Here is a 13,692-nt window from a genome sequence, read left to right as displayed (position 1 = left end):
CCGATTTGTCGAGAAATTAATGAGTATAATACGAAAAAAACTTAGGAGGTTTACGATGTTTAATACCGAATCAGTACAACCATTACTCCGTTCTTTTACTTTAGGAAATCTTAATCTGTCTAATCGGACAGTTATGGCGCCAATGACCCGGAATCTGTCTCCCAATGGGGTTCCTGGAGCAGATGTTGCTGCATACTATCGCCGGAGAGCCGAAAATAATGTGGGTCTGATCGTAACGGAAGGCACGGTTGTTGATCATGCAGATGCATCCAATCAGGAGAATGTCCCTTTCTTTTATGGTGAAGAAGCATTGAGTGGCTGGGCAAAAGTTGTGTCTGAAGTTCATGAAGCCGGCGGCAAAATTATTCCTCAAATCTGGCACATGGGTGCACGGGGCAACGTCAATGATTATTCCGAGTCCGAAATCAGTGGCATCGTTGATGCTTTTGCACAATCGGCAGCTGAAGCCAAGCGCATTGGATTTGATGGAATTGAAATCCATGGAGCTCACGGCTATTTGATTGACCAGTTCTTTTGGGAGAAAACTAACGAGCGTACAGATCGTTACGGAGGCAGCATGATTGCACGTACCCGCTTTGCGGAAGAAGTTATCCAGGCTTGCCGCCAAGCCGTAGGCCCCGACTTTACCATCGTGCTGCGCATCTCACAGTGGAAAGGAACGGAATATACAGCCAAATTAGCGAAAACACCCGACGAGCTTCAACAATTTCTGCAACCTTTGGTTAACGCTGGAGTGGATATTTTCCATTGCTCGACACGGCGATTCTGGGAACCGGAATTTGAAGGCTCTGACTTGAATCTTGCTGGTTGGGTTAAAAAACTTACAGGCAAACCAACCATTACTGTGGGTTCGATTGGCCTTGATGGTGATTTCATGACTCTTTTCACTGAAGGAAAAGGTGCAGAGAATGCAAGTATCGAGAGATTGGTTCAAAAGCTCGAAAATCAAGAATTCGATCTGGTTGCTATCGGTAGAGCATTGCTTGTAGACCCTGCATGGGTCAGTAAAATTCGGGATGGGAAATTGGATGAATTGATTCCATTTACTCCTGAAGCACTCAAAACTCTTTATTGATCGGTAAATAAACCTCTATATAGATTGAACTTATAATTCTTCTATTTTGGGATTGGCCGTGACTAGAGAGAATGTTTGGACTTCCGGCCGCTGTTAGGTTTGGATTTCCTGATTTTAACCGCGAATCGCGGTAGAAATCCAAACCTTGCCCATGCTTCCGAAGCGAGCTTTCCTGCGGAAAGCTTTCAGGCGGACGCTATCGCTCCTCCAGTTCCAAAATTCCCCTCCGCCACTTTTCCCTAAATGTATATTCTCAAGTTCAATATAGAAAACAAAAGACTGGTATTATACCGGTCTTTTATTTATTTTTCTTTTGTACGTCAATCCATGTAACAGAATATGCAGCCCCCCAATGTTAAATTAACGGGTACAAAGGTGGAAGTTCGGGCTGCCCGACTATCTATACACGTTGAATGGTACAATGTGAATATACACAGAAATTGACACTACCCGGAGGGATGTTTGGCATGAGCGAATCAAATCAGGAGTATATCGTAATTTCGGGTGCGAGGGAAAACAATCTCAAGAACGTATCCTTGCGCATTCCGAAGCGGAAGATCACGATCTTCACCGGGGTGTCCGGATCCGGCAAGTCATCGATCGTCTTCGATACGATCGCCGCAGAATCCACACGATTGCTGAACGAGAACTTCAGCATGTTCGTGAGAAATTTCCTGCCCCGTGTTCCGCAGCCGGATACGGATGCGATTGAGAACCTGAGTATGGCTGTTATTGTGGATCAGAAGCGGCTGGGTGGGGGATCCCATTCCACCTTGGGCACGATTACTGATATTTCTCCCATTCTCCGTCTTCTTTTCTCCCGAGTAGGCCAGCCCTATGTTGGACAAGCGCACATGTTCTCGTTTAATGATCCGCAAGGCATGTGCCCCGAATGTAACGGACTTGGCCGTCGGCTGGGCGTCGACATGAGCAAGGCGCTGGACAAGTCAAAATCGCTCCATGAAGGGGCTATTATGCTGCCGGACTATTCAGTGAACGGCTGGGAATGGAACATGATCGTGCAGTCAGGAGACTTTGATCTCGACAAGAAGCTGAACGATTATTCGGAAGAGGAACTGGAGCAGCTGCTGTACGCCAAGGCAAGAAAAGTTAAGATGGATTTCGCCGGCAAGGCAACAAATATTACAGTGGAAGGCGTCATTGAGAAGTTCACCAATAAATATATCAAGCAGGATGTGAAGATGAAGTCCGAGCGCACACAGAAAGCTGTTGCTCCGTATATTTCCGAGGGGCCTTGCTCCAGCTGCCACGGTGCGAGACTCAGTCAGGCCACGCTCAGCTGCAGAATCAATGGTCTCAACATTGCGGAGCTATCCTCCATGGAGGCCGGACAGCTCATCCGCGTCATTCGTGAGATTGATGATCCTGTCGCCGTGCCGGTCGTCAAGTCGCTGACGGAGCGGTTGCAGCATCTGGTGGATATCGGACTTGATTACTTAACGCTGGACCGTGAGACGGATACTTTGTCTGGCGGCGAGTCGCAGCGCGTCAAGATGGTTAAGCACCTGAGCGGCAGTCTGGTGGATGTCACCTACATCTTCGATGAGCCCAGCGTGGGTCTGCACCCCCGTTATGTTCACCTGTTAAATGAACTTCTGCAGAAGCTGCGTGACAAGGGCAATACTGTGATTGTCGTCGAGCATGATCCCGATGTGATCAAGGTGGCGGATCATATCGTCGATGTAGGGCCTCACGCCGGCAGCCATGGTGGCAGCATTGTGTATGAAGGAAGCTTCCAAGGCCTGCTGGAAGCCGGTACGCTGACAGGCACACATCTGAAACGTCCGCTCCAGTTGAAGCAAGAGTGCAGGCAGCCGTCCGGAAAACTGTCCATCAAGGAGGCTACACTTCACAACCTGCGGAACGTGAGTGCAGATATTCCAACCGGAGTGCTGACAGTAGTAACTGGTGTTGCCGGTTCCGGTAAGAGCACGATGATTAACGAAGTATTCCTCAGTCAGCATCCGGACGCCATCGTTATCGACCAATCAGCGGTAGGAGTGTCAACACGGTCGAATCCCGCGACTTACACAGGCATTATGGATGATGTGCGCAAGGCGTTTGCATCCGCGAACAAGGTGAATCAAGGCTTGTTCAGCTTCAACTCCAAGGGGGCTTGTGAGAACTGCCAGGGACTGGGTGTTGTGTACACAGACCTTGCCTTCCTCGACAGCGTGAAGCTGCCCTGCGAAGTATGCGGAGGCCGACGATTCAAAGAAGAGGTGCTCGCGTACAAGCTGAACGGCAAGTCAATTGCAGAAGTGCTGGAGATGAATGTGGAGCAGGCATTGGCATTTTTCCAACTAAAAGAGGTTGTGCGCAAGCTCCAGGCGATGAGTGATGTGGGGCTCGATTATATTACACTCGGCCAGCCGCTCAGCACGCTTTCAGGCGGGGAATGCCAGCGCATCAAGCTGGCCAGCGAGCTGCATAAGAAGGGCAGCATCTATGTGATGGACGAGCCCACGACCGGCCTGCACATGTCAGATATCAATCACCTTCTGGAGATCATAAACCGTCTCGTGGATACCGGCAATACGGTGATTGTTATCGAGCACAACCTCGATGTGATCAGCCAAGCGGACTGGATCATCGATATGGGACCGGACGGAGGCAGCAAGGGCGGTCAGGTTGTGTTCGAGGGTACACCTCCGCAGATCATCCATGCGGAGCATTCGATTACGGGAAGATACCTGATGTAATCAATGACCGGAAGAGTTAACGAATTAAATAACAGTGATGGTAACTAAAAATACCGCCCTCGAAAAGGGCGGTATTTTAGAAACATATAAGGTTAGAATTGAAAGTCTTCATCCTTCAGCGGTTCCACGTTAAGCGCCCGGATATATCCGTTGCCTTTCTTCGAGAAGAAGTCATGCTGCTTGGTGTGGGTACTGATGCCGTTCTGGACAATCGGATTGATCTCTTCCTCGTCGAACAGAGGATCATGGCCCAGATTCATCATCGCTTTGTTAGCGTTGTATCTGAGGAAGGTCTTGACCTCGTCCACCAGTCCGATGGGAGCATAGATCTGCTCCGTATAACGTTCTTCATTCTCATGCAGCAGGCGGAGCAGTCCCACCAGCGTCTGGTGCAGGTCGCGCTGTTCGTCTTCCGCGAGGCCGTCAAAGATCTCCTGCGCCAGCACCCCGACATATACCCCGTGAATGCTCTCATCCCGCAAAATAAGGTCGATGATCTCACCGCTGCAGGTCATTTTACCCTGGCCGGCCAGATACAGCGGGTAGAAGAAGCCGCTGTAGAACAAGTAGCTCTCCAGCAGCACGGAGGCCGCCATGGCGAGATACAGGTCTTTAGGCGAGTCTATGTTTTTGTAATATTGTGATATGGTCTCCGCCTTGAACTGCAGGTACGGGTTCTCTTCCACCCAGCGGAATACACTGTCTATCTCCTCTGTGGAGGCTAATGTGGTAAAGATGCTGCTGTACGACTTGGCGTGGATCTGTTCCATCATGCCCATGAAGCCCAGCACCGCCTTGCGCTGAAGGCCTTCAACATGCTCCATAATCTGGGGCATACCGACTCCGCCTTGAATCGTATCCAGCAGTGTCAGGCCGCCCAGCACCTTCATATAAGAGTCCTTTTCCTGCTCACTGAGCGTGAGCCAGGACATTTTATCATCGGACAATGGAATTTCATCATCTGTCCAGAATTGCATAATGTTCTGATTCCAGAACATCAATGAGAAATCGTCGTCGGGACGATTCCAGTTAACGGCTTGAATAGCGCTCATAATCGTGCAATCTCCTTTTTTTGCGGCAATAGCCTTCCATTTAGATCGAGCAGGTGAGGCATTCCTCGACGGACAGCTTTTTGGTCCGGGTGTAATACAGCGACTTCAGTCCTTTATGCGCTGCATACAGGTAGGAGCGGGCCAGTTCCCTAGTGGATACATCGCTGTTGACATGCAGCACAGTCGAGATGCCCTGGTCGATATGAGGCTGAATTTCCGCGATCAGGTCAATGACCTTGAACTGATCCATCTGGTAAGCTGATTTATAGAAGAACACATTGTCCGGCCGCAGGTACGGCATCGGATAGTACGTGGTTGAATTGGCATAAGTCCGGGTCTCAATCTGCTCCACAATCGGCATAACGCTCGAAGTGGCATTCTGGATATAGGAGATACTGGCTGTTGGCGCAATCGCCAGGCGGTAAGCATGGTACAGACCGTTGGCCATTACTGCATCCCGCAATTGTTCCCAGTCTGCAGGTGACGGGATATACATATCCCCGAACAGCTCCTGCACTCTTGGTGTAGCCGGACGGTAATCCGTTGTCAGGTAACGCTCAAAATAAACGCCGGTGGCGTAGTCTGATGCCTCGAAGCCATGGAAAGAGCGGCCGGTTGCAGCAGCGATCTCCATGCTCTTCTCCAGGGAGTGGAAGTTCATTGTCATGAAGAAGGTCCGGGCAAAGTCGCGGGCTTGCTCGCTTTCATAAGCGATGTTGTTCTTTGCGAGATAACCATGAAGATTCATGACGCCTAGACCGACAGAGTGCATCTCTTTGTTCGCTTTAGCTACGCCAGGTGCATTGGAGATACTGGTCATATCGCTGACGGCAGTCAGGGCGATCATGCCTTCATGCACGGATTCGCGGATCTTGCCGTGCTCCATCACGTTGACAATATTCAGGGAAGCCAGATTACAGCTTACATCACGGCGGATGGTATCCTCCTGCCCGTAGTCAGCAATCTCAGTAGTCTCCTGGAGCTGGAAGATTTCGGTACAAAGGTTGGACATTTTGATCTGTCCGACATTTTTCAGGGCATGGGCCGCATTGGCGTTGCTCTTGTTCATGATATAAGGGTAGCCGGATTCCAACTGGATCATGGCAATTTTGGTCAGCATATCCCGTGCGCCCATGGCCTTCTTCTTCTTGACACGCGGATCGGCCAGCAGCTTATCGTACATGTCATCCAGATCCATATCGTCGAGATGCGTGCCATAGGCCTTGTACACAGTGTATGGGGCAAATACATGCAGCGGTTCATTGTCCTTCGCCAGCTTATAGAAGCGGTTCGGAATGATCAGCCCAATGGACAGGGTTTTGAGCCTTGTTTTCTCGTCGGCGTTAATCTTCTTGCTGTCGAGGAATTCCAGAACATCCCAGCCAAAAATGTTGTAGTAGGCTGCTCCGGAGCCTTTGCGTTGACCCATCTGATCAGCATAGGAGAAGCCGTCCTCCATGAGCTTGAGCACAGGCATGATGCCTTTGGCTGCATCCTCGACACCCTTGATCGTCTCCCCGCGCGAGCGCAGCTTGGACAGGTTAACAGCCACACCGCCTCCGATCTTCGACAGCTGCATGCAGGTATTGAGCACGTAGTTGATGGAATTGAGCGAGTCATCCATTTCGATAAGGAAACAGGAGACGAGCTCACCGCGCCGGCTCTTGCCGGCATTAAGGAAGGTAGGAGTCGCAGGCTGCAGACGCTGCTCCATCATCGAACGGGCAAGCACTCCGGCAGTATCGGCGTTGCCGCGTCCAAGGTGGAGGGCGACTGCCGCCACACGGTCCGGGTAGTGCTCCAGATATTGCTTGCGGTCATTGCTTTTTACAGCGTAGTCCATGTAGAATTTCGAAGCTGCCATATAGGATGGGAAGCTGAAGTTGTAGCTATGGGCAATCTGGTAGACTTGCTCAATTTCCTCTACGCTGTACTGCCCGTAAAAGTTCTCGTAGAAATCCTGTTCAATCATGTAATCGACCTTAGCTTTTGTATTTGCAAAAACCAGGCTCCGCCGCTCTACATCCCGCATAAATTCGGCTACTGCCTCAAGGTCTTTGTCCAGTTGAAAGAAGCCGCTCTCGTCCCGCTTCATTAACATGTTGTTCAGTTCAATATGCCGCAACCCGGCTCACCTCCTGTTTAATTCGTTCCACATCGCCAAATGTACCCGATAACTCAAATTTACCGATAACTGGCACGTTATACTGGTTTGCAATCAAGTCCGCGCTGTGCGCGAACAGCTTGCCCCAGTTCTTGTTGCCGCTGGCAGCGATGCCTTTCAGATTGGCATAATTATTCCCCAAGAAAGCAGACACCTTCTCTGGAATCTGTCCAAAGCCGGTGGTATATGTAATTAGCACATAGGGTTCGTCAATCGTCATATGCTCCTCAATCTGCACAGCCGGCAGCTTCAGCTTGCCGATGAAGCGTTTGACGTTTCCTGTTTTTGAATCGTACGCGACTAGCATGGTGTCAGTCCCCCTGTAAATATTGAAACTACTCTTAAAATTGTAAAGATTGAATTACTTAGTTTTAAATACTGAAAAATCATATTAACACTATATTTAGTGTGCGTTGTTTATTTTAATCACTATATGTTGGAAAGTCAATATTGACAAACCACCTTATTCGTTATAAATCCGTCTAGTAAGCGCTTTGCTAGAGTATCGGAATCCCATAACTTCAGGCGGTGCAAGCACTTTTCCGTTTCTGAAGAAACTGACACATTTGTAAGGGGGCTTCCCATTACCTTATTTCTGTCTTTATACGGTTCGTTGACTGAATATTGCTATAATCAATCAAAATATAGCAAGATCTGATGAAAGAATATCAATATTATTATATTTGTGTTTCGATTCGAAGTTGGATCAGATGACAAATACCCAAACAGAGGAGAACCCTAAGATGGTTACGTTATTACTAATGATTATTTATCTCGCATTTATGGGTCTGGGATTGCCAGATGCTTTACTAGGCAGCGCTTGGCCCATTATGCAACACGATATTGGTGCCACAACGGAAATGGCAGGTTATATATCGTTAATAGTCTCATTCTGTACGGTAATATCGAGTTTATTTGCCAGCAGATTGTTGCACAGATACGGTACGGGGAAGGTAACCTTGTTCAGTATACTCTCTACGACTATTGCTTTGCTTGGATTCTCTATTTCATCAGATTTCATATTTCTAATTCTACTTGCTATTCCTTTGGGCTTAGGAGCAGGTTCCGTGGACGCCGCATTGAGCAACTATGTAGCACTGCATTTCAAAGCCAAGCATATGAACTGGTTGCATTGTTTTTGGGGAATTGGAGCATTTACGGGTCCAATTATAATGTCGTTTTGGCTGAACCGTGATAACAACTGGCGTGCAGGATACGTTACAGTAGGCTTACTTCTGCTTACTATAGCAGTGATATTATTGGCTTCCTTGTCTTTATGGAAAATCTTTGAGAAGGAGAGAATAGAAAAGGGAGGCGACGAAAAGAAACTTGTCAGCAACAGGGAGGCTTTACGTATCCCAGGGGTGAAAATGTCCATGGTTACCATGCTCTGTTACAATGGATCGGAAACTGCTGCAGGCCTATGGATGGCATCTTTTTTTATAGGGAATAAAGAGGTTTCTCCTGGCACAGCAGCAGCTTTATCTTCCTTATTCTATATTGGAATCATCATTGGACGAATCATATCAGGATTTCTGTCGACCAACGTATCCAGTAAAAACCTGATAAGATATGGTGGGATCGTGGGCTGTTTTGGACTTTTGATTCTTGTTATGCCAGTCCATTATTGGATTTCTGCAGGTGCTCTATTTATTGTGGGGTTGGGCGGAGCACCAATCTATCCAAGCATTGTTCATTCAACACCGGAACGTTTTGGCAAAATAGCTTCCCCAAGTGTCATTGGTCTTGCAATGGCAAGTGCTTATACGGGTTCAACGCTAATACCATCATTGATGGGGATATTTGCAAGTCAATTGGGAATGATTATGGTTCCTGTAATACTGCTCATTCTTTTTAGCATCATGCTGGTGTCTTCTGAAATGGTTAACATAGTTTACAAGCGTAAGATTCGATAGGACAAGAGCATTTATATTTCAGTCTCCCTTAGTAATCTCAATGAACTTACTGGCCGCGGTCGTCAGCGGCATGTTGCGCATAGTCATCATGCCCACCCGGGCAGGGGGAAGCTGAACATCCAGTTGAATCTCGAAGAGAGAACCTTCCTCCAGCTCCTTGGACACGAATTCCCGGGTCACGAACGAGATGCCGAGTCCTTTGCGGGCAAACTCGATCAGCAGGCCAACGCTGCCAACCTCGAATTCAGGCTTCAGCTCATATCCGTAGCCTTGGAACAAGTCCGTAATCGCCATACGTGCGCGGCTGCTGCGGGAGAAGAGGATAATGGGATACTGAAGCAGCTCCTCAATAGAGAGCACCTTCTGGTTCAGCTCGGCATAGTGGCTGCCTGCGATGAAGCAGTCCTGCAGCTGAAGTCCCTGCCGCACCTCAAGCTGGGGATCGGTGATCGGCATGCGCACTACGCCCAGATCGACGAGGCCTTCTTTTAAATATGAAATGACCTCCGGCGTCGTTCCGTGGATCAGATGAAGCCGGATGCCAGGGTAGCGCTGGTGAAAGATTTCGATAAAAGGCAGCAGATAATGCTTGAACAGTGAATCACTGCCGCCAATCCGCAGTTCGCCGTTGTCAAGGTTTTTGAGCTCGGCCATTTTCTTCTCGGCTTGGGTGATAAGGATATGGGATTGTTCAATATAGGAGTACAAAGTGGCTCCCTCAGGTGTCAGCATGACGCCCTTGGAATTCCGGGTGAAGAGGGTAAGGCCGAAGCTGTCTTCCAGTTGCTTAATCGCATGACTGACGCTTGGCTGTGTAATGTACAGGGATTTGGCGGCTTGGGTCAGGCTTCCTGTCTTGGCTGCCCAGTAAAAAACCTTGTATAGCTCGAAATTGTTCATAGACATGGTCTATAGCTCCTGTGAAATATATTAATTACTTGTATGGTTCGTATTTGTATTATAGTGTAACCAGGAAAGATAAACCAGAGCAGAAGGAGAATGGAGATGGAGGCAACCACATTTGTTTTATTTGGAGCGACAGGGGATTTGGCCCGAAGAAAAATCTACCCCGCGCTGTATAATCTGTTTCTCGACCACAAGCTGCACCATTCATTCTCTGTGATTGGTCTTGGCAGAAGAGAACTTGCTGATGAAGCCTTTCAGGCTATGGTGGAGCGGTCCATCCGGGATTTCTCCCGGCGGGAAGTGAACGATTCTGCGTCCGTGCGCCGCTTCCTGAAGTCCTTCCGATATAATGTGCTGGATGTAGGGCATACAGAGGATTACCTAAAACTGCTGCAGCGGGTTGAGCAGCAGGAAGAGAGCATGGGCAGTTCACCGAACCGGATGTTCTATTTATCTGTCGGTCCTGAGTTTTTTGAGCCGATTGCCTTGAACATTAAGGAAAGTGGTCTGGGTGCCGCCAAAGGCTGGAAACGTCTGGTGATTGAGAAGCCCTTCGGACATGATCTGCAGTCTGCGCAGGCGCTGAATCTGAAGCTGAGCGAAGCGTTTAGTGAGGATGAAATTTTCCGGATCGACCATTATCTGGGCAAGCCAATGGTGCAGGAGCTGGATGTATTCCAGCAGACGAATCCGGTGCTTCACGCACTCTGGAACAACCGCTACATTGCCAACGTGCAGATTACTGCGGGGGAAACGGTGGGTGTGGAAGAAAGAGCGGGTTATTATGATCATGTGGGTGCACTGAGAGACATGTTCCAGAATCATATGCTGCAGTTGCTGATGATGCTTGCGATCCGCTTGCCGAAAGACAGCTCTGCAGACGAGGTGCGCTACAAGAAAAAAGAAGTTATGGAGGCCCTGGAACCGTTGGAAGAAGCGGATATCCAGTTTAAAGTAATCCGTGGGCAGTACACTGCAGGCACCATCAAGGGCAAGCCGGTTCCAGGCTATCTCTCCGAACCGGGAATTCCGGCAGGTTCGATGAACGATACATTTATTGCGGCCAGACTTACGATCGATGATCCATTCTGGAAAGGTGTGCCGTTCTATATCCGAACCGGGAAGAGAATGAAAGAGAAATCGACACGGATTGTGATTGAATTCAAAGAGCCGCTCAAACAGAATTCGTCAGCCGCCGAGGATGATATCCCCAATCTTCTGGTATTCGACATCAGCCCGAACGAGGGGATTACGCTACAGCTCAAGGCAAGAGATCCCCAGCACAAGGGGAAGTTCAAGGCTATGCATATTGACTTCCATACCAGATCTATTGAGGTCCCGGAGGCTTATGAGAACCTGATCTATGATGCTTTGCACGGAGATCCGTCATTCTTTGCGCATTGGAATGAGGTGGAGCTGTCCTGGAAATGGGTGCAGCCAATCCTGAATGCTTTTGACAAGAATACGGTTCCCCTACATCCCTACGCTGCGGGTACGTTCGGACCTGCAGAATCGAATCAGCTGCTGGCGAAGGATGGAAATCACTGGTGGCTCGACTCTGCCATTGAAGAAGTAAGCGAGCTTTCTTTACGTGATGCTTCAAATTTTTAATTCTAATATTAGTTCAACTAAAAATGGAGGTTTACGAATATGAAATTTTTTATCGATACTGCAAATGTGGAAGACATCAAAAAAGCATACCAAATCGGTGTACTGTCCGGAGTCACAACGAATCCATCTCTGGTAGCCAAAGAAGGCGTGAAATTTGAAGACCGCATTGCAGAAATTCTGCGCACTGTACCTGAGGTAGAATCCGTATCCGCCGAGGTGACACCGGATGCCGTCACTGCGGAAGAAATGATCGCACAGGCAAACGAGCTGATCAAGATCAATAACTATGATAAAAACATTACGATCAAGCTCCCGATGACGCTCGCAGGTCTGGAAGCCTGCCGGTATCTGACTCAAAAAGGCGTGAAAACAAACGTGACGCTGATCTTCACAGTGAACCAAGCGCTGCTCGCTGCCCGTGCAGGAGCTACTTATGTATCGCCATTCCTGGGCCGTCTGGATGATATTTCGGAGGATGGAGTGCAATTGATCGTAAAAGTTGCCGAGCTATTCCGCATTCATAACCTGGATGCGCAGATTATAGCCGCTTCGGTCCGCCATCCGGACCATGTGACCCGCGTTGCCATGGCCGGTGCGCATATTGCCACCATTCCGTTCAGCGTGATCGAGCAGATCTCCAAACATCCGCTGACCGATCAGGGACTGGAGAAATTCGCTGCCGACTGGAAGAAAGCGCCACAGGTCTAATTGTCCAGCACATATCATAGGGAGGTTTATTGACGATGGGTAAACAGCAGATTGGTGTGGTCGGCTTAGCCGTCATGGGTAAGAATCTGGCCTTGAATATGGAGAGCAAAGGGTTCTCGGTGGCCTTGTACAACCGTTCCCGGGAAAAAACCGATGAGCTGCTTGCAGAAGCAGCGGGCAAAAATTTCGTAGGTGCCTACAGCATTGAAGAGTTCGTTCAGTCACTGGAGCTGCCGCGCAAAATCATGATTATGGTCAAGGCCGGCAAGCCGACCGATGATACGATTCAGCAGCTGGTACCGCATTTGTCGCCAGGGGATATCCTGATTGACGGCGGGAACGCATTTTTCCCGGATACGCAAAGACGGAACAAAGAGCTTCAGGCTCAAGGCTTCCGCTTCATCGGTGCAGGGGTATCGGGCGGTGAAGAAGGGGCGCTGAAGGGACCCGCCATTATGCCGGGCGGACAAAAGGATGCCTACGAGCTGGTGGAGCCAATCCTGACCGCCATTTCAGCCAAAGTAGACGGCGATCCCTGCTCCACTTACATTGGAGAAGATGGTGCCGGTCACTATGTCAAAATGGTCCATAACGGCATCGAATACGGCGATATGCAGCTTATTGGCGAAGCGTATCAGTTGTTGAAGGATGTTCTGGGACTGGATACCGATGAGCTGCATCAGATTTTCTCGGAATGGAACCGCGGCGAGCTAAGCAGCTATCTCATTGAGATTACAGCCGACATCTTCGCCAAAGCAGACCCGGACACAGGCAAGCCGATGGTCGATGTGATCCTGGATTCCGCCGGACAAAAGGGGACAGGCAAATGGACGAGTCAAAATGCGCTCGATCTGGGCGTTCCGTTGTCCATCATTACTGAATCCGTCTTTGCACGCTTCATCTCGGCCATGAAGGAAGAGCGCGTGGCTGCAAGCAAGCGCCTGAAGGGACCTGAGGTCAAGAGCTATGAGGGAGACGCCAAGGCATTCATCGCGGCGGTCCGCAAAGCGCTCTATGCCAGCAAAATCGCCTCGTACGCCCAAGGCTTTGCCCAGATGAGAGTGGCTTCGGATGAATATAACTGGAACCTGAACTATGGCAGCATTGCGATGATCTTCCGCGGAGGCTGCATTATCCGCGCAGGCTTCCTGCAAAATATCAAGGACGCGTATGACCGCGACCCTGAGCTCAAAAACCTCTTCCTGGATGAGCATTTCAGCAGTGTGGTTCATAACTACCAGGAAGCGTGGAGAGATGTGGTTGCGATTGCTGTTAAAAGAGGAATTCCGATTCCGGCCTTCGCTTCCGGACTGGCTTACTACGACAGCTACCGTTCCGAACGTCTGCCGGCCAACCTGCTGCAGGCACAAAGAGATTACTTTGGAGCGCATACCTTTGAACGGGTGGATCAGCCGGGAAGCTTCCATTTTCAATGGATGAACAACAACGAATAACGAGCTATTATTAGATATAACTTTCTTCGCAAGAAGTCCGGGTGTATACGCCCGGGCTTTTT

10 protein-coding genes are annotated in these 13,692 nt (G+C 49.3%); 6 read left to right on the top strand and 4 right to left on the bottom strand.

Features of this window, described 5'->3' with window-relative positions:
* The first annotated feature begins 55 nt into the window (after nucleotides 1–55).
* Nucleotides 56–1,096, top strand: a complete 1,041-nt coding sequence (locus ACQ76X_RS22990; RefSeq protein WP_438496082.1) for an NADH:flavin oxidoreductase — start codon at nucleotides 56–58, stop codon at nucleotides 1,094–1,096.
* 467 nt (nucleotides 1,097–1,563) lie between these two features.
* Complete coding sequence (locus ACQ76X_RS22985) at nucleotides 1,564–3,819, top strand: ATP-binding cassette domain-containing protein (RefSeq protein WP_438496081.1); 2,256 nt, start codon at nucleotides 1,564–1,566, stop codon at nucleotides 3,817–3,819.
* 92 nt (nucleotides 3,820–3,911) lie between these two features.
* Here the strand turns inward: ACQ76X_RS22985 and nrdF are convergent, their stop codons facing one another.
* The 3 genes from nrdF to nrdI are packed head-to-tail and all read right to left on the bottom strand — an operon-like array spanning nucleotide 3,912 to nucleotide 7,342.
* Nucleotides 3,912–4,871, bottom strand: coding sequence for a class 1b ribonucleoside-diphosphate reductase subunit beta (nrdF, locus tag ACQ76X_RS22980; RefSeq protein WP_076113935.1), 960 nt, complete (start codon nucleotides 4,869–4,871; stop codon nucleotides 3,912–3,914).
* Between the two features lie 40 nt (nucleotides 4,872–4,911).
* The gene (gene nrdE, locus ACQ76X_RS22975) at nucleotides 4,912–6,996 is read right to left on the bottom strand and encodes a class 1b ribonucleoside-diphosphate reductase subunit alpha (RefSeq protein WP_438496080.1); all 2,085 of its coding nucleotides are present in this window, start codon (nucleotides 6,994–6,996) and stop codon (nucleotides 4,912–4,914) included.
* A complete protein-coding gene (nrdI, locus tag ACQ76X_RS22970; protein ID WP_438496079.1) occupies nucleotides 6,983–7,342 on the bottom strand; it encodes a class Ib ribonucleoside-diphosphate reductase assembly flavoprotein NrdI in 360 nt (119 codons plus the stop codon). Before nrdI ends, nrdE begins: the two co-directional genes overlap by 14 nt.
* A gap of 436 nt (nucleotides 7,343–7,778) precedes the next feature.
* On the opposite strand from nrdI, the gene ACQ76X_RS22965 reads away from it, so the two are divergent.
* The gene (locus tag ACQ76X_RS22965) at nucleotides 7,779–8,951 is read left to right on the top strand and encodes an MFS transporter (RefSeq protein WP_438496078.1); all 1,173 of its coding nucleotides are present in this window, start codon (nucleotides 7,779–7,781) and stop codon (nucleotides 8,949–8,951) included.
* Between the two features lie 18 nt (nucleotides 8,952–8,969).
* Here the strand turns inward: ACQ76X_RS22965 and ACQ76X_RS22960 are convergent, their stop codons facing one another.
* Nucleotides 8,970–9,857: a LysR family transcriptional regulator gene (locus ACQ76X_RS22960; RefSeq protein ID WP_076113926.1), complete on the bottom strand. Its 888-nt coding sequence runs from the start codon at nucleotides 9,855–9,857 to the stop codon at nucleotides 8,970–8,972.
* A gap of 99 nt (nucleotides 9,858–9,956) precedes the next feature.
* On the opposite strand from ACQ76X_RS22960, the gene zwf reads away from it, so the two are divergent.
* The 3 genes from zwf to gndA are packed head-to-tail and all read left to right on the top strand — an operon-like array spanning nucleotide 9,957 to nucleotide 13,630.
* Nucleotides 9,957–11,468 carry a glucose-6-phosphate dehydrogenase gene (gene zwf, locus ACQ76X_RS22955; protein ID WP_438496077.1) on the top strand — a complete coding sequence of 504 codons (1,512 nt, stop codon included), beginning with the start codon at nucleotides 9,957–9,959 and terminating at the stop codon, nucleotides 11,466–11,468.
* Between the two features lie 39 nt (nucleotides 11,469–11,507).
* On the top strand, nucleotides 11,508–12,176 hold the full coding sequence (gene fsa, locus ACQ76X_RS22950) for a fructose-6-phosphate aldolase (protein ID WP_020428805.1): 669 nt from the start codon (nucleotides 11,508–11,510) through the stop codon (nucleotides 12,174–12,176).
* 35 nt (nucleotides 12,177–12,211) lie between these two features.
* The gene (gene gndA, locus ACQ76X_RS22945; RefSeq protein WP_438496076.1) at nucleotides 12,212–13,630 is read left to right on the top strand and encodes an NADP-dependent phosphogluconate dehydrogenase; all 1,419 of its coding nucleotides are present in this window, start codon (nucleotides 12,212–12,214) and stop codon (nucleotides 13,628–13,630) included.
* Nucleotides 13,631–13,692 lie beyond the last annotated feature (62 nt).

It is taken from the genome of Paenibacillus sp. IHBB 3054 (assembly GCF_051594305.1).
In the GTDB taxonomy this organism is placed as follows: domain Bacteria; phylum Bacillota; class Bacilli; order Paenibacillales; family Paenibacillaceae; genus Paenibacillus_AQ.
Note: the sequence above shows the minus strand (reverse complement) of the source record. Positions and strands in the feature narration are given on the sequence as shown.

Coding starts and splice junctions, on each gene's coding strand:
- ACQ76X_RS22990 (WP_438496082.1), top strand. CDS start 56: ATGTTTAATACCGAATCAGTACAACCATTACTCCGTTCTTTTACTTTA.
- ACQ76X_RS22985 (WP_438496081.1), top strand. CDS start 1,564: ATGAGCGAATCAAATCAGGAGTATATCGTAATTTCGGGTGCGAGGGAA.
- nrdF (WP_076113935.1), bottom strand. CDS start 4,871: ATGAGCGCTATTCAAGCCGTTAACTGGAATCGTCCCGACGACGATTTC.
- nrdI (WP_438496079.1), bottom strand. CDS start 7,342: ATGCTAGTCGCGTACGATTCAAAAACAGGAAACGTCAAACGCTTCATC.
- ACQ76X_RS22965 (WP_438496078.1), top strand. CDS start 7,779: ATGGTTACGTTATTACTAATGATTATTTATCTCGCATTTATGGGTCTG.
- ACQ76X_RS22960 (WP_076113926.1), bottom strand. CDS start 9,857: ATGTCTATGAACAATTTCGAGCTATACAAGGTTTTTTACTGGGCAGCC.
- zwf (WP_438496077.1), top strand. CDS start 9,957: ATGGAGGCAACCACATTTGTTTTATTTGGAGCGACAGGGGATTTGGCC.
- fsa (WP_020428805.1), top strand. CDS start 11,508: ATGAAATTTTTTATCGATACTGCAAATGTGGAAGACATCAAAAAAGCA.
- gndA (WP_438496076.1), top strand. CDS start 12,212: ATGGGTAAACAGCAGATTGGTGTGGTCGGCTTAGCCGTCATGGGTAAG.